At 69.0% G+C, this 24,716-nt stretch carries 23 protein-coding genes and 2 pseudogenes; 19 read left to right on the top strand and 6 right to left on the bottom strand.

Annotated features, from left to right (window positions below; genetic code table 11):
• The first annotated feature begins 13 nt into the window (after positions 1 to 13).
• Genes IEY36_RS28770 through ggt form a run of 6 tightly spaced genes read left to right on the top strand, consistent with a single transcriptional unit; the run spans position 14 to position 6,713 of the window.
• Positions 14 to 856, top strand: coding sequence for a polysaccharide deacetylase family protein (locus IEY36_RS28770; protein WP_229681670.1), 843 nt, complete (start codon positions 14 to 16; stop codon positions 854 to 856).
• Positions 853 to 1,656 carry a polysaccharide deacetylase family protein gene (locus IEY36_RS28765; RefSeq protein WP_188973492.1) on the top strand — a complete coding sequence of 268 codons (804 nt, stop codon included), beginning with the start codon at positions 853 to 855 and terminating at the stop codon, positions 1,654 to 1,656. Before IEY36_RS28770 ends, IEY36_RS28765 begins: the two co-directional genes overlap by 4 nt.
• Positions 1,653 to 2,624 (top strand): Bug family tripartite tricarboxylate transporter substrate binding protein, encoded by a 972-nt coding sequence (locus tag IEY36_RS28760; protein WP_188973490.1) that lies wholly within the window; start codon positions 1,653 to 1,655, stop codon positions 2,622 to 2,624. Before IEY36_RS28765 ends, IEY36_RS28760 begins: the two co-directional genes overlap by 4 nt.
• A gap of 11 nt (positions 2,625 to 2,635) precedes the next feature.
• Positions 2,636 to 4,246, top strand: a complete 1,611-nt coding sequence (locus IEY36_RS28755) for an ABC transporter substrate-binding protein (RefSeq protein ID WP_188973488.1) — start codon at positions 2,636 to 2,638, stop codon at positions 4,244 to 4,246.
• A gap of 3 nt (positions 4,247 to 4,249) precedes the next feature.
• On the top strand, positions 4,250 to 5,107 hold the full coding sequence (locus tag IEY36_RS28750; RefSeq protein ID WP_188973486.1) for an alpha/beta hydrolase: 858 nt from the start codon (positions 4,250 to 4,252) through the stop codon (positions 5,105 to 5,107).
• A 1-nt stretch (position 5,108) separates the two neighbouring features.
• Entirely contained in the window at positions 5,109 to 6,713 is a 1,605-nt protein-coding gene (ggt, locus tag IEY36_RS28745) for a gamma-glutamyltransferase (protein ID WP_188973484.1), read from the top strand.
• A gap of 12 nt (positions 6,714 to 6,725) precedes the next feature.
• Here the strand turns inward: ggt and IEY36_RS28740 are convergent, their stop codons facing one another.
• Positions 6,726 to 7,622 (bottom strand): LysR substrate-binding domain-containing protein, encoded by an 897-nt coding sequence (locus IEY36_RS28740; protein WP_229681669.1) that lies wholly within the window; start codon positions 7,620 to 7,622, stop codon positions 6,726 to 6,728.
• A gap of 79 nt (positions 7,623 to 7,701) precedes the next feature.
• Here IEY36_RS28740 and IEY36_RS28735 point away from each other — a divergent pair, with 79 nt between their 5' ends.
• The 7 genes from IEY36_RS28735 (at position 7,702) to IEY36_RS28705 (ending at position 15,811) form a co-directional block, all read left to right on the top strand.
• Entirely contained in the window at positions 7,702 to 8,856 is a 1,155-nt protein-coding gene (locus tag IEY36_RS28735) for an NAD(P)/FAD-dependent oxidoreductase (RefSeq protein ID WP_188973480.1), read from the top strand.
• Entirely contained in the window at positions 8,837 to 9,139 is a 303-nt protein-coding gene (locus tag IEY36_RS28730) for a (2Fe-2S)-binding protein (RefSeq protein WP_188973508.1), read from the top strand. Before IEY36_RS28735 ends, IEY36_RS28730 begins: the two co-directional genes overlap by 20 nt.
• The gene (locus IEY36_RS28725) at positions 9,136 to 10,515 is read left to right on the top strand and encodes an FAD/NAD(P)-dependent oxidoreductase (RefSeq protein WP_188973478.1); all 1,380 of its coding nucleotides are present in this window, start codon (positions 9,136 to 9,138) and stop codon (positions 10,513 to 10,515) included. The genes IEY36_RS28730 and IEY36_RS28725 overlap by 4 nt, the downstream gene beginning before the upstream one ends.
• 112 nt (positions 10,516 to 10,627) lie before the next feature.
• A complete protein-coding gene (locus tag IEY36_RS28720; protein WP_229681668.1) occupies positions 10,628 to 10,993 on the top strand; it encodes a RidA family protein in 366 nt (121 codons plus the stop codon).
• A gap of 2 nt (positions 10,994 to 10,995) precedes the next feature.
• Positions 10,996 to 13,032 carry a hydantoinase/oxoprolinase family protein gene (locus IEY36_RS28715; protein WP_188973476.1) on the top strand — a complete coding sequence of 679 codons (2,037 nt, stop codon included), beginning with the start codon at positions 10,996 to 10,998 and terminating at the stop codon, positions 13,030 to 13,032.
• Complete coding sequence (locus IEY36_RS28710; protein WP_188973474.1) at positions 13,029 to 14,741, top strand: hydantoinase B/oxoprolinase family protein; 1,713 nt, start codon at positions 13,029 to 13,031, stop codon at positions 14,739 to 14,741. The genes IEY36_RS28715 and IEY36_RS28710 overlap by 4 nt, the downstream gene beginning before the upstream one ends.
• An 89-nt stretch (positions 14,742 to 14,830) precedes the next feature.
• Positions 14,831 to 15,811 carry a Bug family tripartite tricarboxylate transporter substrate binding protein gene (locus IEY36_RS28705; protein WP_188973472.1) on the top strand — a complete coding sequence of 327 codons (981 nt, stop codon included), beginning with the start codon at positions 14,831 to 14,833 and terminating at the stop codon, positions 15,809 to 15,811.
• A gap of 717 nt (positions 15,812 to 16,528) precedes the next feature.
• On the opposite strand, the pseudogene IEY36_RS28700 reads toward IEY36_RS28705, so the two are convergent.
• Positions 16,529 to 17,579 (bottom strand): annotated as a pseudogene (locus IEY36_RS28700) (IS3 family transposase); the annotation flags it as partial.
• A 232-nt stretch (positions 17,580 to 17,811) separates the two neighbouring features.
• Here IEY36_RS28700 and IEY36_RS28695 point away from each other — a divergent pair.
• The 5 genes from IEY36_RS28695 to IEY36_RS28675 all read left to right on the top strand — a co-directional run bounded on the left by IEY36_RS28695 (position 17,812) and on the right by IEY36_RS28675 (position 21,333).
• Entirely contained in the window at positions 17,812 to 18,321 is a 510-nt protein-coding gene (locus IEY36_RS28695) for a sigma-70 family RNA polymerase sigma factor (protein WP_188973470.1), read from the top strand.
• Complete coding sequence (locus tag IEY36_RS28690) at positions 18,318 to 19,076, top strand: anti-sigma factor family protein (RefSeq protein WP_188973468.1); 759 nt, start codon at positions 18,318 to 18,320, stop codon at positions 19,074 to 19,076. Before IEY36_RS28695 ends, IEY36_RS28690 begins: the two co-directional genes overlap by 4 nt.
• An 88-nt stretch (positions 19,077 to 19,164) precedes the next feature.
• Positions 19,165 to 19,587 (top strand): DUF305 domain-containing protein, encoded by a 423-nt coding sequence (locus IEY36_RS28685; protein WP_188973466.1) that lies wholly within the window; start codon positions 19,165 to 19,167, stop codon positions 19,585 to 19,587.
• A 1-nt stretch (position 19,588) separates the two neighbouring features.
• A complete protein-coding gene (locus IEY36_RS28680; RefSeq protein ID WP_188973464.1) occupies positions 19,589 to 21,037 on the top strand; it encodes a YncE family protein in 1,449 nt (482 codons plus the stop codon).
• Positions 21,038 to 21,045: 8 nt separating this feature from the next.
• A complete protein-coding gene (locus IEY36_RS28675; RefSeq protein WP_188973462.1) occupies positions 21,046 to 21,333 on the top strand; it encodes a copper resistance CopC family protein in 288 nt (95 codons plus the stop codon).
• 435 nt (positions 21,334 to 21,768) lie between these two features.
• Here IEY36_RS28675 and IEY36_RS28670 read toward each other — a convergent pair whose 3' ends face one another.
• Together IEY36_RS28670 and IEY36_RS28665 are read right to left on the bottom strand one after the other, a co-directional pair.
• The gene (locus IEY36_RS28670) at positions 21,769 to 22,449 is read right to left on the bottom strand and encodes an RES family NAD+ phosphorylase (protein WP_188973460.1); all 681 of its coding nucleotides are present in this window, start codon (positions 22,447 to 22,449) and stop codon (positions 21,769 to 21,771) included.
• Positions 22,446 to 22,970 (bottom strand): antitoxin Xre/MbcA/ParS toxin-binding domain-containing protein, encoded by a 525-nt coding sequence (locus IEY36_RS28665; protein WP_188973459.1) that lies wholly within the window; start codon positions 22,968 to 22,970, stop codon positions 22,446 to 22,448. The genes IEY36_RS28670 and IEY36_RS28665 overlap by 4 nt, the downstream gene beginning before the upstream one ends.
• Positions 22,971 to 23,346: 376 nt before the next feature.
• On the opposite strand from IEY36_RS28665, the pseudogene IEY36_RS30925 reads away from it, so the two are divergent.
• Positions 23,347 to 23,610, top strand: a pseudogene (locus IEY36_RS30925) (transposase); the annotation flags it as partial.
• Positions 23,611 to 23,627: 17 nt separating this feature from the next.
• Here the strand turns inward: IEY36_RS30925 and IEY36_RS28655 are convergent.
• Together IEY36_RS28655 and IEY36_RS28650 are read right to left on the bottom strand one after the other, a co-directional pair.
• Entirely contained in the window at positions 23,628 to 23,879 is a 252-nt protein-coding gene (locus tag IEY36_RS28655) for a DUF3489 domain-containing protein (protein ID WP_188973455.1), read from the bottom strand.
• Positions 23,880 to 24,087: 208 nt separating this feature from the next.
• Positions 24,088 to 24,716, bottom strand: a 629-nt coding sequence (locus IEY36_RS28650; RefSeq protein WP_188973453.1) for an IS3 family transposase, incomplete at its 5' end; no start/stop codon positions are given.

Genomic DNA, 24,716 nt, shown 5'->3' with positions numbered 1-24,716 from the left:
CGGGAGATGTGCCTTGGAAGATTCTTCATCGCGCGGTCCGGCCGCGACCAAGCCTGACTGGCCCGGCGGCGCGGCCTGCGTCGTCTGCGTCACCGTCCATATGGACGGCCCCGCCGTGGAAGTGGGGCGGCGCCAGGTGCCGCTCGGCATCCATAGCCGCGGCCGCTACTCGATCCGCCGCGGCATTCCGCGCCACCTCGAGATCCTGGCGCGCCACAACGTCCCCGCGACCTTCTTCATGTGCGGCTATGACGCGGAGATCGTCCCCGGCCTGATGCGGGAGGTCCACACCGCCGGCCACGAAATCGCCGCTCATGGCTATGTCCATGAGGGCTGGGACCTCGGCGCCGAGGAACCGGAACTGCTCGAGCGCACCCACCGCATCCTGTCGGATTGCGTCGGCGAGGCGCCGGTCGGCTGGTGTTCCCCCTCCGGCCGCAAGAGTGCGCTGACCCTGCCGGTGCTGCGCCAGCTCGGCTACGTCTACGACGCCTCAGAGAAGGATGACGACGTCCCCTACCTTGCCACCATCGACGGCGCGGTGAGCGAGGAGATGGTCATCCTGCCCAACAACACCGTCTCGCTCGACGATGTGCCGGCGTATCGCGAGGGGCAGGCGCTGGCGGAGGAGGTGCTGGAGAACTGGATCCAGGAACTCCACGCCATCCATCGCGGTGCGGGGTATCTGCACCTCACCTACCATCCGCGGTCCGGCTTCGGCAGCGGCGGGCCGGCGCGCGCGTCGATCGTCGACCGCTTCCTGTGCCAGGCGGCCGCCGTGCCCGGCCTGCGCTTCATGACGCTACGCGACCTCGCCGCGCATTGCCTCGCTGATCCGGGAGCCTGGCGCCGATGAACCGCATTGTCGCCCTGACCGTCAATGTCCACGGCCTGGGGCCGGAGGCGGCGACGGAACCCGCCTCCGCGCTCTACGGCCGTTTCGCGCATGGCGGCTACGCCTATCACCGCGGGCTGGCGCGGCTGCTTGATGCGCTGCGTGCGGCGGGGGTGCCGGCGACATTCTTCTGGCCGTCCTCGGAAGCCGCGCGCTGCCCGGCGCTGCTAGAGCGCTGCCTCGCCGATGGCCACGAGGTCGCCGCCCATGGCCGCGCCTTCGAGGACCACATGACACTCGGCGCCGCGGAGGAAGCCGCCATCCTGGAGGAAGCGCACGATGCCCTGACGGCGTGCTGCGGCACCGCGCCGCTCGGCTTCCGCGCACCGACTGGCACCCTGGCTGCGTCGACCTTCGGCACGTTGCATCGCCTCGGTTACCGCTACGACAGCAGCAATGTCGATGACGACGCGCCTTACGCGCTCGCCGCCGATGGTGCGCCGGGCATGGTCGAGCTGCCGCTTAGCGAGGGTCTGACCGACGCCACGCATTTCGGTCGTCGCCTGACTCAGTCCCGCGCCGAAGCTTTCCTGACCGAAGAACTCGACGCGCTGTTGCCGGCCGATGGCTTCGCCTGCATCACGTTGCATCCGCGTGGCGACCTCGGCCTGGCGCGGGAAGCGCGGATCCCCATCCTGCTGCGTCTACTCGACCGCGCGCGCGCCGTGCACGGCGCCGAATTTCGCCTCTGCCGCGACATCGCCGCCGCCGCGTTCCGGCCGGATGGCAGAGTCACCTGGAACGGGAAGCTCCGCCCATGACCCATCACCTCATCACGCGTCGGTTGGCTCTCGGCGGCGCACTCGCTCTGCCGGCGCTGAACCTGAAGGCCCAGGCCACGCTGCCCGACCGGCCGATCCGCCTGATCTGCCCCTGGACGCCGGGCGGCACCACGGACACCTATCTGCGCGGCATCGCGCCGATCGTCTCGCGCCATCTCGGCCAGGCGCTGATCGTGGAGAATCGCGCCGGCGCCTCCGGCGCGGTGGCGATGGCCTGGCTGAAGACGCAGCGGCCGGATGGCACGGTGATCGCCGGGGTTACTGATGCCTCCTTCCGTATCGCCCTGGTCCAGCAGGTGCAGTACGACCCGCGCACCGATTTCAGCTTCATCGCCGCTACCGGCACACTGAACTTCGGCTGGGCCGTGCTGAAAGACAGCCCGATCCGGGACCTGCGCGACATGGTGGAGCGCGCCCGCGCGCAGCCGGAGGGCATCACCTTCGCCGGCGGCGGCACGCCGACCAACCCGCCCTTCGGCATGCGTCTGCTGGAATACCGCACCGGCACGAAGTTCCTCTTCGTACCCTTCGCAGGCGGCGGGCAGATGATCAATGCCGTGATGTCGCGCGATGTGGACCTGGTGTTCGACGCGCTCGGCGCGCTGGCCGGGGTGATCGACGGCGGCACCTTCCGCGCCCTGGCGGTGGCGGCCGAGGAGCGCTTCCCCCGCTGGCCCGAGGTACCGACCGCGAAGGAGCAGGGCTTCGACGTCGCCGTCGACCTGCCCTGCGGCTTCATCGCGCCGCGCGGCATGGCGCCCGAGCTGGTGCGGGTGTTCGAGGCCGCCTTCCGCAAGGCCACCGAGGACCCCGAACATGTCACCTTGCTCGGTCGGCTCAATCTCGGGCCATTCTGGCGCGATGCCGCGGCCTATGAGACGCATGTGCGCGGCAGCCTCGACAGCCTGCCGGCGATCTACCGCGCCATCGGCATGCTGCCATCCTGAGGGAGACGACGATGCAACAGGGCATGATCGGCCGCCGCTGGCTCACCCGCGCGGTGCTCGGCGGCACCGCGGCGGCGCAGGCGCCGGGCTGGCTCTCCGCTGCGTTGGCCCAGGGCGCGGGCGCGGACGGGCTGCTGCGCGTCGGCATGGCGGCGCCGAACACCACGCTCGATCCGCATCTGCAGAGCAACGCGCCGAACAATGCGGTGGCGAGCCACATCTTCGACGCGCTGGTGACGAATGACGCGGCGTCGCGCTCCACGCCGGGCCTCGCGGAATCCTGGCGACTGATCGACGACACGCATTGGGAATTCCGCCTGCGCCGCGACGCACGCTTCAGCGATGGCGCACCCTTCACGCCGGCGGACGCGATCGCCTCCCTCCGCCGCGCCAACGAGCTGCCGAGCACGGCTTCCTTCCGCACCTACACGCGCAGCATCAAGGCGATGTCCGTGCAGGGGTCCGACACGCTGATCATCGAGACGGATGGGCCTGATCCGCTGCTGCTCAATTCGCTGAGCCGCATTCGCATGATTGCCGCGCGCCATGCGGGCGCCACGACGGCCGAGTTCAACAGCGGCGCCGCGGCGATCGGCACCGGCGCCCTGGTGCTGCGGGAGAACACGCCGGGCAGTGTGATCCGGCTCGGTCGGCACGAGGGCTGGTGGGGGCCGCGCCTGCCCTGGTCCGAGGTCGCGCTCCGCGTCGTCACCGATGACGGCGCGCGGCTGGCCGCGCTGCTCTCCGGCGATCTCGACATCATCGAGGCGCTGCCCTCGCAGAGCGGCGCCCGCGTGCGCGCCAATCCCCGCTTCCAGGCGATCCGCGGTATCTCCAGCCGCGTCGCCTATCTGGGCTTCGACGTCCACCGCGACGTCACGCCCTTCGCGACCGGCGCCGACGGCCGGCCGCTGGAGCGCAACCCCTTCAAGGATCTTCGGGTGCGCCAGGCGCTGAACCTCGCGATCAGCCGCCAGGCGATGGTCGAGCGCGTGATGGAGGGCGATGCCGTCGCCGCCTCCCAGTTCCTGCCGAAGGGCCAGCCGGGGACTTCCGATCGTCTGGACGTGCCCGCCTTCGACCCGGCCCGGGCGCGCGCCTTGCTCGCCGAGGCAGGCTATCCGCAGGGCTTCCGGCTGACCCTGCACGGGCCGAACGACCGCTACATCAACGATGCCAAGATCGTGCAGGCCGTGGCGCAGATGTTCACCCGCATCGGCATCGAGACGCGCGCCGAGGTGATGCCCTGGGCGACCTATGCCTCGCGCAACCCGCGCGGCGAGTTCAGCATCTTCCTCTCTGCCTGGGGCGTGAACACGGGCGAGACCTCGAACCCGCTGAAGGCGATTTGCGCCACCTATGACCGCAATGCCGGCATGGGCGCCTCCAATGCCGGGCGCTATTCCAACGCGGAGCTCGACCGCCTGCTGCAGCAGGCACTACGGACGATGGATGATGCGCGCCGCAATGCGATGCTCGCGGAAGCGAGCCGCATCGCCTTCGAGGATGTCGCCATCATCCCGCTGCACCACGAGGTTTCCGTTTGGGCCGCGCGGCGCGGCATCACCTACGAGACGCGCAACGACCAATACACCCTCGCCATGGGCGTGGGCCGGAGCTGACGCATGACCGACGCGCCCCCCACCATCGAGGCGACCACCCGCGCGCGGGCCCTCTACGACCTCGGCCCCACGGCGATCTTCGCCAGCAAGGCGGACCCGCGCTTCCACTACTGCCTTTATGTGCCGCCATCGGTCGGGCACCGGGCGAAGGTCGATCTGCTGGTCGCGGTGCATGGCACGACGCGGACGTCGTTCCTGGAGTTCCGTGATGGCTTCTCGGAATTCGGCCGGTGGAACGATTGCGCGGTGCTTTGCCCGGTCTTTCCGGTGGGCGCGCGCGGGGATGGCGCGCGGTCCGGCTACAAGTACATGGCGGAGGGCGATATCCGCTACGACCTCGTGCTGCTCGATATGGTGGCAGAAGTGGCGGCGAAGTATGAGCAGGACTGGTCGCGTTTTGCCGTCTTCGGCTATTCGGGCGGCGGGCATTTCGCACACCGCATGGCGATCCTGCATCCGGACAGGCTCTGGGCAGCGAGCATCGGTGCGCCGGGCTCGGTGACGCTGCTCGACCCGACGCGCGACTGGTGGGTTGGCGTCCGCGACCTCCAGGCGCGCTTCGGCGTGACTTTCGACGCCAAGGCGCTGGCGCGGGTGCCGGTGCAGATGCTGGTGGGCGATGCCGACCTCGAAACCTGGGAGATCACACACCAGCCGGGCAGCACCTACTGGATGGAAGGTGCCAACGATGCCGGCCGCACGCGGCCGGAGCGGCTGCAGGCGCTGGCGGACTCCTTCCGCGCCGCGGGCGTGACGGTGCAGCTCGATATCGTGCCGGGTGTCTCGCATGACCGCATGAAGGTGCTCGGCCGGGTGAAGGAATTCCTTGCCGGCGTGCTGGTCGAAAAGCGGCGGGGCTGACATGCCCGGCATGATCGTCGCGCCGCAGCCCGAGGCCGTCGAGGCGGGCGCTCTGGTGCTGCAGCGCGGCGGCAACGCCGTCGATGCCGCCATCGCCTGCGCCTTCGTGCAGGGCGTGGTGGACCCGCTGATGTGCGGCATCGGCGGCTTCGGTTCCATGCAGGTGTTCATGCCGAAGCGCGGCGTGCACCAGGTGCTGGAATTCTATGCTCGCGCACCGCTCGCCGCCCGGCCCGACATGTGGCTGGACAAGCTGCGCGGCCAGTCGCGCGATGGCTTCGCCTTCCTGCTGGTCGACGGCATCAGCGAACAGGGGCATCTTGCGGTCTGCACGCCCGGCAGCGTCGCGGGCTATGCCGAGGCGCTGTCGCGCTGGGGAACGCTTGACTGGGCCGATACCATCGCGCCGGCCATCGCCGAGGCGAAGCGCGGCGTGACGGTGCGCCCGCACATGCATTGGTTCTGGTCGCAGGACCAGCAGGCGAGTGGCCAGGTCAACACGGCGGACAAGTTGCGGCTGACGGCGACGGGCCGCGCGCTCTACTTCCGCCCGGACGGGGCGTTGAAACGACCTGGCGACGTGCTGCACAACGCCGACCTGGTGCGCACGCTGGAGCGCCTGTCCCGGGGCGGGCCGGAGCTTTTCTACCGCGGTCAGCTGGCCGAGGAGGCTGCAGCGGACTTCGCCGCCCAGGGCGGCCTGATCACGCAGGACGACTTCGCGGCCTATCGTCCCTCCCTCGCCGAGCCGATTTGGGGCAGCTACCGCGGGCACCGCATCGCCACCAATCCGCCGCCATCGAGCGGGCTGTCGATGCTGGAACTGCTGCACATCCTGGAAGGCTTCGACCTCGCCGCGCTCGGCCACAACAGCGCCGGGCATGTCCGCCTGCTGGCGGAGGCGATGAAGCGCATGACGCTCGACAAGGACGCGCATATGGGCGATCCGGCCTATGTCGAGGTGCCGGTCGAGCGGTTGATCTCGAAGACGCATGCCGAAGGGCATGCCGCCTCGATCCGGGCCGGGGAACGCGCGACCGTGAAGCGCCTCGACCGGTCGGAGCGCGAGACCACGCACATCTCCGTCGTCGATGCCGAGGGCAATGCGGTGGCGCTGACGCACACGCTGGGCAGCCCCTCCGGTGCCATCACCGAGGGCCTCGGCTTCATCTGGAACGGCACGATGAGCCGCTTCGATCCGCGCCCAGGCCGCGCGGGGTCAATCGCACCGGGCAAGCGGCGCGCCTCCTCTGCCGCGCCGAGCATCGTGTTCCGCGACGACCAACCCTGCATCGTCATCGGTGCGCCGGGCGGGTCCTACATCGCGCCCGCCATCGCGCAGGGCATCATGAACGTCATCGATTTCGGCATGCCGATGGCCGAGGCGGTGGCGGCACCGCGCGTCATGGGCGTGTCCGACGCCATCGACGTGTCCAACCGCGTGCCGCGCTATGTCACCGATGCGCTGGAGGCCGAGGGCTATGCGGTCAAGCGAAGCTGGATGAGCTACGCCTTCGCCGCGCTGCACGGCATCCGGATGACCGGCAGCCGGCTGGAAGGCGGGGCGGATCCGCAGCGGGACGGCATGGCGCTGCTGGTGCCGTAGCGTCGCGCGTCGTCATGCCTCGCCGCCCGGCATTGCCGACTGCACCATGGCGAGGAACTGCGCGGCCAGGACGGACATGGGCCGCTCGGGCGGTGCCAGGACCTGTACGGGGAAGTCGATCCTCGGCCGCAGCGCGACGGCGATCGCGCGCCCCGCGTAGCGCTGGGCGGTGACGGCATCGACGATGGTGAAGCCGAGGCCTTCGGCGACCATCTCGCAGGCAGCCGCGGCACTCTGCGTCTCCGCCACCGACACCGGCGCGACGCCGTGCCGTTCGAACATCTCATCCACCAGGTCGCGCAGCCGGTACTGACGACCGAGCGAGACCTGCGGTTCGCCCTCCAACTCCCGCAGTTCCACCGCGCGGCGGCGGGCGAGGCGGTGGCGGGGTGGGAGCACCAGCACGCCGTGCAGCGGAATGGGCGGCGCGGCCTCGATCGCGTTGCCGGCGGAGACGGCGTTGGCGAAGCCGAGATCCACCTGGCCCGATTGCACTAGCTCATGCACCTCGAGCGAGCTGGCGACCGTCATCGCCACATGCAGCCCCTCGGATTGCCGGGCGAAGCGGGCGAGCAGTCGCGGCACGAAGGCGATGCCGAGCGAGGGCATCGCCGCCACGCGCAATTCGCCGAGCCCAGCGCCGCGCATGTTGCTCGCCAGCCGGTCCACCTGCCGCGCGGCGGCGAAGAGGCGCGTGACTTCCTGCTCGAAGCGCCGAGCCTCATGGGTCGGCACCAGGCGGCGCCGGCGGCGGTCGAACAGACCGAGACCCGTCTCGTCCTCCAGTGCGCGTAGAAGCTTGGTCACGGCGGGTTGCGTCAGGAGCAGGGATTCCGCGGCGCGGCTCACCGAGCCGAGCTGCATGACGGCGGTGAAGGCCTGGAGCTGGTGGTAACGGCGAGGGGTCACGGTTCGGCAACCCAAAGGAATGAAACAGGGACTATTATGAATTTGTGTCAGGTGAGGCGCCAGGGCCAAGTTCCCGGCCATGGTGCTCTCGGCGCAAGATCCTTCCTCGGCCTCGGGCCGGCATGATGCCATCGTCATCGGCGGCGGGCTGGTCGGCGCGGCCATCGCCTGCGGGCTGGCCGAGCAGGGCCTCGACACGCTGCTGCTGGACGAGGGCGACGTCGCGCACCGTGCCAGCCGCGGCAATTTCGGCCTGATCTGGGTGCAGTCCAAGGGGCTCGGCGCGCCGCACTACCAGCGATGGTCGCGGCGATCGGCGGCGGAGTGGCCGGCGCTCGCCGCTGCGCTGACGGCGCGGACCGGGCTCGACACCGCGCTGGAACAGCCGGGCGGGCTGCATCTCTGCCTCTCGGAGGAGGAGTTTGCCGCCCGCGCGGCGCGGATGGAGCGCATGCGCGCTGAGGCCGGCAATTTCGGCTTCGAGTACCGGATGCTCTCCCGCGCCGAGGTGGCGGAGAAGCTGCCAGGTATTGGCCCCGCCGTGGCGGGGGCGAGCTGGACGCCCTATGACGGCCATGCCGGCGCGCTGACGCTGCTGCGTGCGCTGCATGCTGCCTTCCGCGACCTTGGCGGGACCTACCGGCCAAATGCCGCGGTGGCCGGGCTCGACGCCGCGCCGCATGATTTCCGCGTCACCGCGGGTGGCGCGACGATGAGGGCGCCGCGCCTGGTGCTCGCCGCCGGGCTCGGCAACGCGGTGCTCGCCCCGATGGTCGGCCTCGCCGCGCCGGTGCGGCCGGAGCGTGGGCAGATCCTGGTGACGGAACGCACGCAGCGCATCCTGCCCATGCCCACCGTGAATGTGCGCCAGACCGCCGAGGGCTCGCTGCTGATCGGCGAGAGCAAGGAGGATGCGGGCTTCGACAGCACCACGCAGATCCCGTCGGTCATGCGCGACATGGCGAAGCGCGCCGTGCTGGGGATGCCCTGGATCGCGGAGCTGAACATCGTGCGCGCTTGGTCGGCGCTGCGCGTGATGTCGGCTGATGGGCTGCCGATCTACGACCAATCCGAGCGTTTCCCCGGCGCCTTCACCGCCAATTGCCATTCGGGCGTGACGCTCGCCGCGGCGCATGCGCGCATGCTCGCACCGATGATCGTCGCCGGCGCGCTGGCGCCGGAGCTTCTCCCCTTCAGCGCGGATCGGTTCGGTGATGTACGCACAGCGGCCTGAGGCGCGCCCCGCAACGGTGGAGGTGCTGGTAGACGGGCAGACGGTCCGTGTGCCGGCAGGCGCCTCGGCCGCCGCTGCTGTGCTGGTGGCGGGGCTGCCGGCGCTGCGCAGCACGCCGATCGGCGGCGCGCCGCGACTGCCCTATTGCATGATGGGCGTGTGCTTCGACTGCCTCGCCGAGATCGACGGCGTGCCGAACCGCCAAGCCTGCATGGTGACGGTTGCGCCGGGGATGCGCATCGCGCCGCAGCGCGGCGCCCGTATCGCGAGGCCGGGGGCATGAGCGGGCACGACCTTGCCATAGTCGGCGCCGGGCCGGCGGGGATGGCGGCGGCGCTGGAAGGCGTGGCGCTCGGCCTGTCGGTGCTGGTGCTGGACGAGCAGGATGCGCCCGGCGGTCAGGTCTTCCGCGCGGTGGAGAAGGCCGCGGGCGACCCCGCCTTGGCCGGCGACTACGCGACCGAGGGTACGGCGCTGGTGCGCGCCTTCCGGGCCGCGCAGGGCGTGGAGTATCGGCCGGGCACGACGCTGTGGCATGTGGATACGGAGACGCTGCGCCTGTCTCTGCTGCGCGGCGGCGTGGCGGAGGAGGCCGAGGCGTCGCGGCTGCTGCTCGCCACCGGCGCGCAGGAACGGCCGGTGCCGATACCGGGCTGGACGCTGCCCGGCGTGATGGGCGCCGGGGCTGCACAGATCCTGCTGAAGACCGCGGGCGCGGTGCCCGCCGGGCCGGTGGTGATCGCGGGCCAGGGGCCGCTCTGCTGGCTGATTGCCGTGCAGTTGCTGCGCGCGGGCGCCGGGCCGGTGACGCTGCTGGAGACCACGCGCGTGAGTGTCGCGACGGCGGCGCTGCAGGCCGGCGGCCTCTGGGCTGGGCGCAGGCTGCTGCTGAAGGGGCTTGCCCTGATGCGCGAGGCGCGGGCGCGCGGGCTGCGCGTGGTGCGCAAGGTGCGCGGGCTTCAGGCGCTGGGCGAAGGGCGCGTCGAGCATGTGCGCTGGGAGAACGACTGCATCCCCTGCGGCACGCTGCTGCTGCATGAGGGCGTGATTCCCTCCACCCATGTCACGCGTGCTCTCGGGCTGGACCATCGCTGGGATGCGGCGCAGTTCTGCTGGCGGCCGGCTCTGGATGGCTGGGGAGCGACCAGCCACGACGCGATCGCGGTTGCCGGTGACGGCGGTGGTATCGGTGGCTGGGAAGTCGCGGTGGCGACGGGCCGGCTGGCGGCACTGGATGCGGCATGCCGGCTCGGCCGGATCGATGCGGCGGAACGCAACCGGCGTGCCATACCGCGTCGCGCGGCGCTGGGCCGGGCCGTGGCGCTGCGGCCGTTCCTCGACGGGCTCTACGCGCCGGCGCCGGAAGTGCTGGCACCGTCCGCCGACGACACGGTGGTCTGCCGCTGTGAGGAGATCACCGCCGGCCAAGTGCGCGCGGCGGCGCGGCTTGGCGCGACCGGGCCGAACCAGGCCAAGGCCTATCTGCGCACCGGCATGGGGCCATGCCAGGGGCGGATGTGCGGCACCACCGTCGCGGCGCTGATCGCGGCGGAGCGCGGCATCACGATCGAACAGGCCGGCGTCTTGCGGCCGCGTGCGCCGTTCAAGCCGCTGACCGTCGGCGCGCTGGCCGGCCTGGCCAAGGACGATACTGCGTGAGCGATGTGCCGATCATTGGCCGAAGCGGCGCCGTGTACGGCCTCCGCCACAACGCCGCCCAACCCTTTCCCTCCGACGACGCGGCGCTGCCGCAGTCCGCGGACTGACACCGATGACGAAGGACACCCCTGCCATGATCGCACGCCACCACCGCACGCCCATCATGCATCGTGTCGTCGAGCATGGCGGGTTGCTCTACCTCGGCGGCATGGTCGCCGAGGACAAGTCGCTTCCGATGAACGGCCAGACGGCGCAGGCCCTGGTGCGCATCGGCGCGCTGCTCGAACAGCATGGCAGCGACAGGTCCAAGGTGCTGTCGGCCACGATCTTCGTCACCGACCTCCAGCAGAAGGACGCGATGAACGAGGCCTGGACCGAGTTCTTCGACCCCGAGGAGTTGCCGACCCGCGCGACGGTTGGTGTCGCCGAACTCGGCCCGGGCACGTTGGTCGAGATCGTCGTCACGGCGGCGCGCTGACCATGTATCGCATCGGCTTCGACGTCGGCGGCACCTTCACCGACTTCACGGTGCATGACGTGCGGGACGGCAGCCTGCGCTACTTCAAGACGCCGTCGACCCCCGCCGATCCGTCCGAAGCGATCGAGGCCGGGCTGCGCGCGCTGTTCGGCGAATTCGGAATCGCAGCGGAGGAGGTCTCCTTCGTCGGTCACGGCACCACCGTCGCGACCAACATGGTGATCGAGCGGCGCGGCGTGCGCACCGGGCTGATCACCACCAAGGGCTTCCGCGACGTGCTCGAGATCGGCCGGCAGACGCGGCCGAGCCTGTACGACTATTCCGTCGCCAACCCGTCGCCGCTGGTTCCGCGCGCGCTGCGCATCGAGGTGGCGGAACGCATCGACGCCGCCGGCGACGAGTTGTTGCCGCTGGACGAGGAAGCGGTCTCTTCCGCAGCGCGCCGGCTGGGCGAGGCGGGAGTAAAGGCCGTGGGCATCTGCTTCCTGCATGCTTATCTGCGTGACGCGCACGAACGCCGTGCCGCCGAGATCGTGCGCGGCATCCTTCCCGAGGCCTATGTCTCCACCTCCTCCGAGGTGCTGCCAGAATTCCGCGAGTACGAGCGCTTTTCAACCACTGTCATCAACGCCTATGTCGGGCCGCGGATGGAGCGTTACCTGGAACGCTTCCTGGCGCGGCTGAACGACCTCGGCGCGACGGTGCCGCCCTACACCATCCATTCGAATGGCGGGCTGATGTCGGTGGAGACGGTGCGCGCCTTTCCGGTGCGCACCTGCCTCTCCGGTCCGGCAGCAGGCGTGGTCGGTGCCGCGGAAGTGGCGCGCGCGGCGGGCTTCCCGGATGTAGTGACCTATGACGTCGGCGGCACAAGCACCGACGTCTCGCTGATCGCCAATGGCCGCCCGGCCTTCGCCACAAGCCGTCTGGTGGCGGATTATCCGGTGCGCACGCCGATGGTCGATGTGCATGTCATCGGTGCCGGCGGCGGTTCGATCGCCTGGATCGACGATGCCGGTGCGCTGAAGGTCGGCCCGCACAGCGCCGGCGCCGATCCGGGGCCGGTCGCCTATGGCCAAGGCGGCAAGGAACCGACGCTGACCGATGCCAATATCGTGCTGCACCGGCTCGATCCCGTCTCGCTGCTTGGCGGACGGATGACGGTGCAGGAAGCGGCGGCGCACCAGGCGATCGAAGAGAAGATCGCCAGCCCGCTGGGCCTGACCGTGGAACAGGCCGCACTTGGCATCATCCGCATCGCCGTTTCCAATATGAGCCGCGCGATCCGCGCCGTCTCGACTGAGAAGGGGCATGACCTCGCGAATTTCGCGCTGTTTCCCTTCGGGGGCGCGGGGCCGTTGCATGCCTCGGCCGTCGCGCGGGAATGCGGCATTCGCCGCGTGCTGGTGCCGCAGGAACCAGGGACCATGTGCGCCCGTGGCATCCTGATGTCCGACATCAGCCTCGATTTCGTGCGCAGCGAGGTGGTGCAGGCGACCGAAGAATCCTGGCCCGGCATCATGGAGCGTTTCGCCAGCATGGAGGCGCAGGGCCGCGACTGGCTTGACGCCAGCCAGGTGCCCACGGAGCATCGCACCTTCGCCCGCGTGATCGACGCCCGCTACAAGGGCCAGAACCATGAGGTGCAGGTGACGCTGCCGGATGCCGGCGGCTTCACGCTGGCCGAGTTCCGCGCCGCCTTCACCGTCGCGCATCGGCAGGAATATGGCTACGACGTGCCCGACCGCGTGATCGAGGTGGTGAACTGCCGCCTGAAGGCAGTTGGCGCGGTTGAGCGCCCGGCCACGCCGCCGCAAGGCGCGGCGGCTGCCATGCCTGCGCCGCGCGCCAGCCGCAGCGTGCATTTCGACGAGGGCTGGCGCAACACGCCGATCTTCGACCGCGTCGCGCTGGGCGCCGGGCTGCGTATCCCAGGTCCCGCCATCATCGACGAAATGTCCTCCACCACCGTGGTCGAGCCCGGCCAGTCCGTCACCATGGATGCGGCGGGCAACCTGATCCTGGAGATCGCCGCATGAACGCCATGCCATCCCTCTCCGATCCCATCGCGATGGAGGTGTTCAGCAACCGGCTGCTCTCCATCACCGAGGATATGGGCAATACGCTCATTCGCTCCTCCTTCTCGACCAACATCAAGGAGCGGAAGGACTGCTCGGTCGGGTTGTTCGACGCGGCCGGCCGGCTGGTCGCGCAGGCATCCCACATCCCGCTGCATCTCGGTTCCCTGATGGGGTCGGTGAAAGCGGTGCTGCAGGCCTGTCCGATCGAGCGCATGCGCGAAGGCGACGCCTTCGTCTGCAACGACCCCTTCCTCGCCGGGGGTACGCATACGCCTGATATCGCCGTGGTGACGCCGGTCTTCATCGAGGGCGAGCCGCGCTACATCGCCGCTAATGTCGGCCATCATTCGGATGTCGGCGGGCCGACGCCGGGATCGATCTCCGGCGGCGCCACCTCGATCTTCGCCGAAGGGCTGCGCATTCCGGTGACGCGACTCGTCCGCGCCGGGGAACTCGACGACGGCCTGCTGAACCTGATCGCGCAGAACTCGCGCGAGCCGGAGGAGCGGGCGCTCGACCTCAAGGTGCAGATCGCCTCGAACGAGCGCGGCGCGCGGCTGGTGCAGGGCCTGGTGCAGCAGATGGGCCTGGCGGCGGTGATCGCCGCGACGGACGACCTGCTCGCCTATACCGCGCGTCGCCTGCGCAACCGCATCCGCGACATGGCTGATGGCAGCGCCCAGTCCAGCGCGTGGCTCGACGATGACGGCGTCGGCGGCGACCCCGTGCCGATCATCGCGCGGGTAACGGTGGAAGGCGAGACGCTGGTGGTCGATTTCGCCGGTTCCGCCCCGCAGGCGCGCGGTGCGATGAACGTCGCCGAAAGCGCGCTGCGCGCGACGGTCTACTACGCGGTGAAAACACTGCTCGACCCGGGCCTGCTGCCGAACCAGGGCATGGCCAGTTGCATTGAGATCCGCGCGCCGGAAGGCAGCATCGTCAATCCGCGCTTTCCCGCGGCGACCGGTGCACGTTCCATCACCTGCAACAAGATCGCCCGCGCCCTGTTCGGTGCCTTCGCGGAATTGCTGCCGCCGGAACGCGCCATGGCGGCGAGCCTCGACAGCGTGCCGGTCATCATCTTCTCGGGTGAGCGGCGGCTGCAGGACGGCACCTTCGTCTATCTCGAATCCATGGGTGGTGGGGTCGGCGCGCGGCACAACGCGGACGGCATGGACGGCGTGCATGTGCATGTCACCAACACCTCCAACCTGCCGGCCGAGGCGCTGGAGAACGAGTACGCGCTGCTGGTCGATGAATACGCGCTGGTGGAAGGCTCCGGCGGCGCCGGGCGGCATCGCGGCGGCATGGGTATCGCCCGGCAGATCCGCGCGACGCGGGACGGCGTGATCTTCTCCGCGCGTTCGGATGGGCATCGCGCCGGTGCGCCGGGGCTGTTCGGCGGGTTGCCTGGCGGGACGGCGCGGCTGTTGCGCAACCCCGGCACGCCGCAGGAGGAGGAACTCTCCTCCAAGGCCGCCAACCTGGTGCTGAAGGCCGGCGAGAGCGTGCGGCTGGAAACGCCGGGTGGCGGCGGCTTCGGCGCGCCAGCGGAACGTGACCCACGGGCCCTCGCCATCGACATCGCCGATGGCCGCTTCACGATCGAGGCGGCGCGGCGCGACTACGGCGCGCCGCTGGTCGTCCGCGCGACGGCCGAAGACTGACGGATGCAGGGCAGAGCGGCCCGGCAGAGGCCGCCGCCCGGGAGTGCCACGGAACAGGCCCCGGACTGATTCATGCAAGGAGCACTGGGATGATTGCCCGACGACATCTTCTGGCCGCGGCGGCTGCGACGCCGCTCGGCCTCGCCCGCCCAACGCTGTTGCGCGCGCAGACCTTTCCCGCGCGCCCCATCCGCGTGGTGGTACCCTTTTCGGCCGGCGGCGGCACGGATGTGCTGACTCGCATCCTGGCGCGCGGCATGACGGAGAAGCTCGGCCAGCAGGTGGTGATCGAGAACCGCACCGGCGCGGGCGGCAACCTCGCGATGGAGAACGTCGTCCGCTCGCCGGCCGACGGTTACAGCCTGCTGATGGGGACGAACGGCGCCGTCGCGGTGAACCGGCACCTCTATCGCAGCATGGGCTTCGATCCGCTGACCGATCTCGCGCCGGTCAGTCTGGCCTTCCGCATCGAACATCTCATGGCGGTCTCGGCCGGTCTGCAGGCGCAGTCGGTGGCGGAGGTGGTGGCGTTGGCCAAGGCGGAACCTGGCGCGCTGACCTTTGGCTCCGGCGGCAGTGGCTCGATGATCCATTTGGCCGGCGAACTGTTCCGCATCAGGACTGGCGTCGACATCGTGCATGTGCCGTATCGTGGTGGTGGTCCGGCCATGAACGACCTGGTGGCGGGCAACATCTCGATGATGTTCGATAGCCTGCCATCGGCCGAGCCGCATGTGCGCGGCGGCCGGGTGCGGGCTCTCGCGGTATGCGGCCGGCAGCGCCATCCGCTGATGCCCGAACTGCCGACCATGGAGGAGGCGGGGGTGGCGAACTACTCGGCGGGCTCGACCGGCGGCCTCTTCGCACCGCGCGGGACGCCGCCTGAGATCGTCGCTCGCCTGAATGCCGCGGTGACGGAACTTGCGGCGAATGATGCCTTCCGGGAGCAGCTTGGGCGGTCCGGCGGCGACGCTGCGACGTCCTCTCCCGAGGAGCTTGCCGTCATGATGCGGCAGGAAAGCGAACAATGGGGGCAGGTGGTCAGCGCCGCGGCGCTGACGGCGAACTGAAAGGGCGGGACGGCTCCGCTTCCGTGCGCGGTCGGGTCGGCGGCATGAGGGGCTCCCGACCGTCGCGCGGGCCATTTCTGTTCTTCCTGAATCTGTCGGAAATTCCGTATGTGGCCGCGTCGACTACGCCGCCATCTGGCCAACGATGATGAGGGCCGGCCGGTCCGGCCACCCCTGGACGGACGGCTGAACGGCACACCCAAGGGGCCACCCTCGACTGCTGCCACGAGAAGCTCCGCGTCCAACTAGGGCCGATGCCTCACGCGTCTGAAGGGCCTCGGACACGCTGCAGCAGCAGGCACCGAAAGCCAACCTTATCTAGAGGGCCGCGGGTAGAACTGTAGTGTGGAATTGGCGCAGGTGCTACCAGCGCGGCTCCGGCTCGTAGGCAAGCTTCTGCAGCACTTTGTTCGCGTCGCCACGCGCGAGATAGGTTCCCAACAGCGCACCTTGGTCTTCGAATAGGGTGATTCGATATAGCTTCCCGCGCTTGTCATTGTGACCTGGGCCCCAACTCCCCTCCACTCAAAGGTGGAGTCCTGGTTCATCGCCACGCCGACCGTGACGATGTTTCTCGGTTCGGTCGAGCTCCGTTTCTATGTCTCGGCCACGCGCTTCCAGGCCGTCGCGCGCAGCCTGGGTCAAGAATGGCCGAAGGCCGCCGGCGCAGCCGGCGCGCAGCGGCCTTGACGCAAGCGAGCACGGCGGCAGCCTGATCGAGCTGGGCGTCCGGCCGCCCAGCGACGAGTGCGGCCGGACCTCGTTGCAGTCCTGTCGCCATGCCGCCAGCACCACCTGCGCATGCCGCAGTGAGGTGAACAACATCTCGTTCAGGCACTCGTCGCGCAGCTTCCCGTTGAAGCTCTTCACATAGGCGTTCTGCTGCGACTTGCCGGGCGCGAGGTACTTCCAGGCCACGCCGTGCTTCTGCGCCCAGGCCAGGATCGCCATGCTCGTCAGCTCCGTCCCGTTGTCGTTCACCACCGCCTCGGGATGGCTCCGCTCGGCCGCGATCGCGCGAGCCGCCCGCTGGCCGGACAGCGACGTGTCCGCCACCAGCGCCAGATTCTCGCGTGTGCAGTCATCCACCACGCACAGCACCCGGAACCGCCGCGCATCCGACAGCGCGTCAGAGATGAAATCCAGCGACCACCTATGGTTCGGCACCGCCGCCCGCATCAGCGGCGCGTGCGTGCCGAGCGCACGCTTGCGCCCACCACGTCGGCGCACCTGGAGCTTCTCCAGTCGGTACAGCCGCCGCAGCTTCTTGTGGTTCAGCACCGCGCCCTCGCGCGCCAACAGAAACCCAAGCCGGCGATAGCCGAACCGCCGCCGCTCCGACGCCAGGGCCCAAGGGCATGCGCGCACGCGGCATCATCACCGCGCCGCGCCCGATACCGCACCACGCTGCGTTCCGCTCCCAGCACTTGGCACGCCCGACGCTCGTTCACCGCGTGCTCCGCACGCAGATGCGCCACGGCCTTTTGCCGCGCGTCGGGCGTCACCACTTTTTTGAGGTCACGTCCTTCCGCATCGCATTGTCCATCATCGCATCCGCCAGCAGCTTCTTGAGACGCGCGTTCTCCGCCTCCAGCACACGCAGACGCCGCGCCTCGGAGACCGGCAAGCCGCCGTACCGCGCTTTCCACTTGTAGAACGTCGTCGGGCTGATCCCGTGACAACGGCACGCTTCCGCTGTCGCCCCGCCAAACTCCTTCTCACCCAGCACCCCGATGATCTGCTCCTCCGTAAACCTGCTCCGTCGCATCAAATTGCCTCCTCATCAGGAGGACTCTACCCAAAAATGGCGGGATTTTAGGGGCGCAGGTCAATTGCCCTGCAACCCTGGAAATACGCAAGGGGATCTCCAAAGGTCACGACGTGGTGGCGATTGGTAACGAGAATCCCGCCCCACCATCCGGGAATAAACTCCGCGGCCCGGGCGTCTATCCCTCAGCCGGGGCAAGGGCCAGATGGAACCCGGCGGGAGGGCGAGGACGATGAGCGGCATCAGCGACGAGGAATTGCGGGAATTGCTCCCGCATCTCAGGCGCTTCGCGCTCAGCCTGACGCGGGAGCCGGCCGCCGCCGACGACCTTGTGCAGGCCTGCCTCGAGCGCGTGCTGTCGCGCTGGTCCTCCTGGCGCGCCGATGGCAGCCTCCGAGCCTGGATGTTCGCAATTCTCTATCGGCAATTCATCGCCGAACAGCGGCGTGCCCGGCGCTTCTCGCGGCTCGTCGAGCTCTTCACGGGAGCCGAGCGCCGCGCGCCCTCCATTGAGGAGGGCGTGCTCGCTCGCACCGGGCTCGCGGCCATCGACCGTCTGCCGGCCGAGCAGCGCGCACTGCTGCTGCTCGTGAGCGTGGAGGGCCTGAGCTACAAGGAAGCAGCGGAGGCGCTGGATGTGCCGATCGGCACCGTCATGTCCCGCCTGTCGCGCGCCCGTGCCGCCCTCCATCGCGCCATTGAGGGTGAGGAGATGCCGCCATCCCTGAGGGCCCTGTCATGAGCCCGATCATTCCCGACGAGGAGATGCTCCACGCCTATGTGGACGGGCGGCTGGACGCCGAGGCTCGGCGCCGGGTGGAGGCCTTTCTGGCGCGTGACCTGAACTGGGCGGAGAAGGTCGCGGGCTGGAAGCGCGACGCCGAGCGGCTGCGCGCTGCCGCCACGGGATGGGCGCTGATGCCGCCCAATCCGAGGCTGGATCCGACGGGGCTGCGCCGGGCTGGCCGGAAGCGCCGGCAGCGGCGGCTCGCGACCGCCGCGGTGCTTTTGCTGGTGGCCGGGCTCGGCGGCGGTGCCGGCTGGACGGCGCGCGAACGGATGTTCGCGGCCGCGCACCCGCCGATGGCCGACGCGGTCAGCGCCTATCGCGTCTTCGCCACTGCCGGCGCCAACGCCGTGGAGGTGAGCGCCAGTGGCGTGGAGGGCATGCAGGCCTGGCTCGCCCAACATCTCGACCGCGGCGGCGCGCGGCTGCCTGACCTCACCACTTATGGCGTCCGCCTGCTCGGCGGCAGGCTGCTGGCGACCGACGAAGGGCCGGCAGCGATGGTGTTCTTCGAGGACGAGGACGGCCGCCGCATCGCCTTCTTCATGCGGCCGGGCCCGCCCTTCGCGACGGAGACGATTGAGGAGCGGCGCGACGGCGGGCTGCTCGCCCGCTATTGGCACCGGAATGGGTACCGCTTTGCCGTGGTCGCGCCGGCGGATGACGCGCGCGCTGCGGAGATCGCGCGGGTGCTGCGGGTCGGCGGCTGATCCCAGGAACCTCTCGCACGGCCGGGAATAAGCACCGGCCGCCGAGCGTCCGTCATTGATTCCTGACCCTCGCACCAGAGGAGATCCGATGCGATCGCTCCCAATCCCGCGCCGACTTTCGACGCTGCTTCTAGCCGCTGCGCTCGGTGGCCACGCCGCCCATGCGGCGGATCCGCCCGATCCGGCGGAGACCGCCTTCCTTGCCGAGAATGTGGCGGCGATGAACCGCATGATGGACGACATGGCGGTGCAGACGACGGGCGATATCGACCGCGACTTCGTCGCCATGATGATCCCGCACCACCAGGGGGCGATCGACATGGCCCAGGCCGTGTTGCGTTACGGCAGGAACGAGCAGATCCGGCGCATCGCGCAGGAGATCATCGTCGAGCAGCAGCAGGAGATCGTGGCGATGCGCCTCGCCCTCGGCGATCCGCTGCCCGCAGCCGCGCCGGCACCCGACAAGCCGGCCGCGCCGACCCCTGCCCATCATCACCATGGAAGCCACTGACATGACCCGCACGATCCGCCTCGCGCTGCTGCTCGCCTCCACCGCCATGCCGGCCTTCGCCGGCCAGGTTCCCGTCGCCGCCGATGCGCCCGACATCGCGATCAGCCATCGCGACCGGGTCTATGCCGCCGAGCAGTTCTCCAACACCGTCTCGATTATCGACCCCGCCGACAACCGGCTGCTCGGCGTCATCCGGCTGGGCGACCCGGCGCCGGGCAATCTCAGCCCGCTCTATCGCGGCCAGCTTCTGGTGCATGGCATGGGTTTCTCGCCCGACCACCGCACCCTCGCGGTGGTGTCCATCGGCTCCAATTCGGTCAGCTTTATCGACACGGTGACCAATGCGGTGCGGCACGTCACCTATGTCGGCCGGTCCCCGCACGAGGCGTTCTTCACGCCGGACGGCAAGGAGGTCTGGGTGACGGTGCGCGGCGAGAACTACATCTCGGTCATCGACGCTGCCACCTTCGAGGAAACGCGGCGCGTTACTGTGCCGGCCGGGCCGGGCATGGTGATCTTCTCGCCCGACGGCCGGTACGGCTATGTCTGTTCCAGCTTCAATCCGGAAACGGTGGTGATCAACGTTGCCGACCATCAGGTCGTCGACCGCGTGCAGCAGGACAGCCCCTTCTGCCCGAACATCGCGGCGAACCCGGACGGTACCCAGGTCTGGCTGACGCTGAAGGACATCGGCCGCACCATGGTGTTCAACGCGCGGCCGCCCTTCAACGTACTGCATCGGATAGACACCGGCCCGATCACCAACCACGTCAATATTGTCCGCAACGCGAATGGCAGTTTCGCCTACATCACCGTGGGCGGCCGCAACGAGGTGCAGGTCTATCGCACCGACGACTTCTCCCGCGTCGCGACCATCCCCGTCGGCGCGCTGCCGCACGGGCTCTGGCCGTCGGGCGACGGCACCCGCGTCTATGTCGGACTTGAGAATGCCGATGGCATGGCAGTGATCGATACGCTGGCCAACCGGGTGGTGGCGACCGTGCCGATCGGCCAGGCGCCGCAGGCAGTGGCCTATGTGCCGAACGCGGTGCCCGTGGGCGACGGCACAGAGGGGCTGCAGCCGCTCGGCGTCGCGGGACAGGCGGCGCATCTGAGCCTGGCGCCGCATGGCGCGCATTCGGCCGGCGCCGCGCCGACCAGCGTCACGCTGTTCGACCAGGGGCTGATCCAAGTGCTCCAGGCCTCGGTCACCGGGCTCGAGCCACGCCGGCCCTATGTGCTCGCGCTGGCGCCGCGCCGCGATGGTGGCGGCACGATCGAGCCGATCTCGGCCTTCATGACCAACCCGGCGGGCTCGGCGATCGTCAATGCGCTGGGTCCAATCCGGCAGATCGTGGAGGCTGGGCAGGAGGATCTGCGACGCTATCTGGTGATCGTGCCCGGCACTGCCGCCCAGCACGAGGCGCCGGTGCAGGTCCAGTTGCACTGAGGACCGTAATGCGTCGTATCCACCTTGGCATTGCGGTGGCGATGCTCGGCCTCCTCACTGCGGTGCCCGCCTTCGCGCATGCGCGTTTGACGGCTACGGAGCCAGCCGGGGACGCCGCCGTCGCGGTGCTGCCGGACGCCCTGCGGCTGCATGTCCCGGAAGGGTCGGAGCCAGCGTTCAGCGGCCTGCGTGTCACCGCTCCGGATGGCACGGTGCTGGCGACCGGCGCGCCGATCCTCGCGACGGGCGACGCGACGACCCTGGTCTTGCCGCTGCGCGGTTGGCGATCGCGGTAGCTACCGGGTGAATGCTCCCTGGAAGCGCCGGATGAAAGATCCCCGGACCGGCGTGATGGCCCGTCGTGCGCCCGACGCTGTGATGTCGATATTGGCTGTCGCGACGAGCGGCGAGGTTCGGTATGTCCCAGCTAGTCTCCAGCCAGCGTCGACGACCAAAGCGAACAGCCGCCACACCGGATCCCGTTCCACTTTCAGTCTCCGCGGCGGCATAGGGCCGCCGCGACGTCGCGCGTCTGCCGCGCCTCGAGGATCTCGGCGTGCCTTCATGGCACAAATAGCATCGTGACTTGCACCGACACCGTCACCGCCCTCAGATCGAAGGACGCTGTTGGCGAGATGCTCCGTGCCATGACGCGCACGGTGTTGTTGGACCACGATGTAGCGTCGAGTTCGATGAAGCGCGTCGACAGTGTCTGCGCCACGTGGGCGAGGTTACGCGCCCGTCCTCAGCTTTCGTGCGATGATCTTGCCCTCCACGGGTACGATCAGGTCGTAGTGGTCCGCCTGCGTCACATCGACGATCTGCCGAGGACGGAATGCAACGATATTGGTGCCGCCCCGGTGCCGCAGGCTGTCGTAGATGACCCCTGATTGCCCCTCCGCCCGGACAGCCTCACCGAAGGCCTGAGATGCCGCGTAGCTGGTGCTGGAGTAGAGATCGGTGCGACTCTGCTGCTGCCCGCGGATGTCGCGGTAGTCGCTGCCCAGCAGTCGGCAGCTATAGCACCGGAAGGTGCGGCGCTGCTCGGTGCTGGCACGCGCCACTGCCTCACGCCGGAGATGATGCGCCACCTCGGCAATCGCCGTCGTCAGCGCCGCAGCAGCGTACCAGGCGCCGAGGTCGGGCCCATTGAACCGAGACCCCGTCGGCGCAGCATGGAGAAACGACGCCATGACGACGCTGACATTCTTGCTCCCATAGACCCATTCCTCCCGCGGCAGCCGCGCGAGACGCTCGGCGACGAGACGATCATTGGTCCAGCCCTCAAGTTCCATCACCGCCTCGAGGTCGGCCGCGGTCGCGACGTTCTCGAAGGCCGAGATCGGAGGAAACCTCGAGGGAATGAGGCGCCACGCCGGCGACGGCGCTTCGACGGGAGCATCGTCACTCACACGAAGACGATGTCCTCGTCCGATAGCGCCGGCGTCCGATCATCGGCGGCGCTGGGTGCCATGAAGAGCCCGCCGCGTGCCGCGTCGAGGAAGCGCCGCACCAACATCAGCCCGTCCTGGGTCCCGCCTAGGACCAATGCGATGGGTGGCTGGCCACCGAAGGGAAGGGCAGCATGCGGATCGCGCAGCCAGCTAATGCCATCCTGATCCGAGGCGAACAGGATGCGCAGCGCTTTGTGAATGCCGAGCACGGCGGAAATGCGCAGAAGGGTGTCGGTCGGCAGCGTCACGTCCTCGCCATCGCGGGCCGCCCTTACCCATCCGTAATAGGTCGAGCGGGATGGCAGGCCGAGAACCAGGAGCCTCTCTTCCTGCGTCAGGGCCCACAGGTCCGCGATGGCGATGAAAGTGCGCATTGCGGGACCGCTCAGCCGGCGCCGGTTGGCCGAGGTGAATCGGGACGCATCGAGCGGCAGTGGCGCGGTGGCGTGGGTTGGACCGGGAAGGTGAGCGTGGCTCATGGCGTATTCTCCGAATTCGGATTTAATGTCCGAATCTGGACTTGTCAAGATTTCTCTTGCGTCGTGCCAATCATCATACCCCGCTCACCACCGAACAACGGTCGTTGCTCGGCGGTGAACAGATGCGACGGCGCGCGGTTCAGCGCCCCTCGCCTGGCTCGCCGGGCATCCGTCCACGCCTTGAGATCGCAATCCGCAGCAGTTCCGCATCGGTGTGGTCCTCCGAGCGCGTCACACCCGTGACAACCCGGATCGAGCGCATCTCCGCCGAGACGGTGGCCTCCACCTCGTGCTTCTCGCGCCAGCCACCGCACGCCTGCATCCAGAAAATCGCGGCCGCGACGTTGTTCTGATTCGGCGCCATCTGAAACAGCGCCTGCGCACCGGCTGCCAGTGGCAGGCGCTGCCCAAGGACCTGCCGCCGAAGAGCACGGCGTGGGGCTATTTTTCCTGATGGGAATGGGAAGGAACCATCGAACGCATCCATCATGTCCTCTAAGTCGCAGTGCGCGAGCAAGCGGGACGTGAGGCGAACCCCGACAACGGCCATCATCGACAGCCAGACGGCGAAGGGTGCGCAAAAGGGGGCTCTACGCTTGACCCGTCGGGCTACGACGCAGGCAAAAAAGTCGTCGGGCGCATGTGCACCGAGGCGCATCAGCCGGCCTCCGCCGGTGCGGTCGCGGTGGTGATGCAGTAGATCGAGTAGGAGCCCTTTGCACCATGCTTGTTCGGCCCGACCTGCCGGACGCGCTCCAGCACCTCGACGGTGATGCCGTGGCGCTTGAGGCCGGCGAGGAAGCCGCGAACCGTGTGCGGCTGCCAGGCGGTCGCGTCGATGACCTGGGCGATAGTCACACCCTCGTCCCGGCGCAGGAGAGCATGGATGCCGATTTCGTCCGTGTGCATCAGGGCTTGCGAATCGGCGCGCTGGAATTCGCGCAGTCCGTGGCCGATGAGCCCAATATGACCTGCAGCGCCTGGGAGACTTATATCATGCCATGGAGCCCCGACGACGCCGAGAAGCACACCCACAAGGCCACGACTTGGCCACTGAAGGCGCTTTGGGCGAAGGTCGCGAATGAATGGCCTGCTGCCGGTTCGATGGACACGGAGTTTAGCTTGAACCGGCCAAGCGCTCGAACTCCATAGTGCTGAGATAGCCGATGGTCGAGTGCCGTCGCCTGGGGTTGTAGAAGCGCTCGATGTAGTCGAACACATCGGCCCTGGCCTGATCGCGATTGCGGTAGACCCGGGCCCTGACGCGTTCGGTCTTGAGCGACGAGAAGAAGCTCTCCATCGCGGCATTGTCCCAGACATTGCCAGACCTACTCATCGAGCAGGTGATGCCATGATCGGCCATCAATCGCTGGAACGGATCAGCGCTATATTGGCTGCCGCGATCCGAGTGATGGAGCACGGAACACGGGCTGCCGCGCCGCCAGATCGCCATGACCAGCGCATCGGCGACGAGTTGCGCCGTCTTGTTGGCGCTCATCGACCAGCCCACGACGCGGCGCGAAAACAGGTCCAGCACCACGGCCACGTAAAGCCAGCCCTCGGCGGTCCAGATGTAGGTGAAGTCAGCCACCCATTTCTGGTTCGGTTGCTGCGCCGCGAACTGACGGTCGAGGATATTGGGCAGCACGGCGGCCAGCCGCCGCTCACCGATGTCCTTGGGCAGGCCGCGGCGGCGCGGTCGTGCCCGAAGTGCCTGCTGGCGCATCAGCCGTTCAATCTTGTGCA

It is taken from the genome of Neoroseomonas lacus, assembly GCF_014644535.1.
Lineage (GTDB): Bacteria > Pseudomonadota > Alphaproteobacteria > Acetobacterales > Acetobacteraceae > Neoroseomonas > Neoroseomonas lacus.
This window is presented reverse-complemented; position numbering and strand designations above follow the sequence as displayed.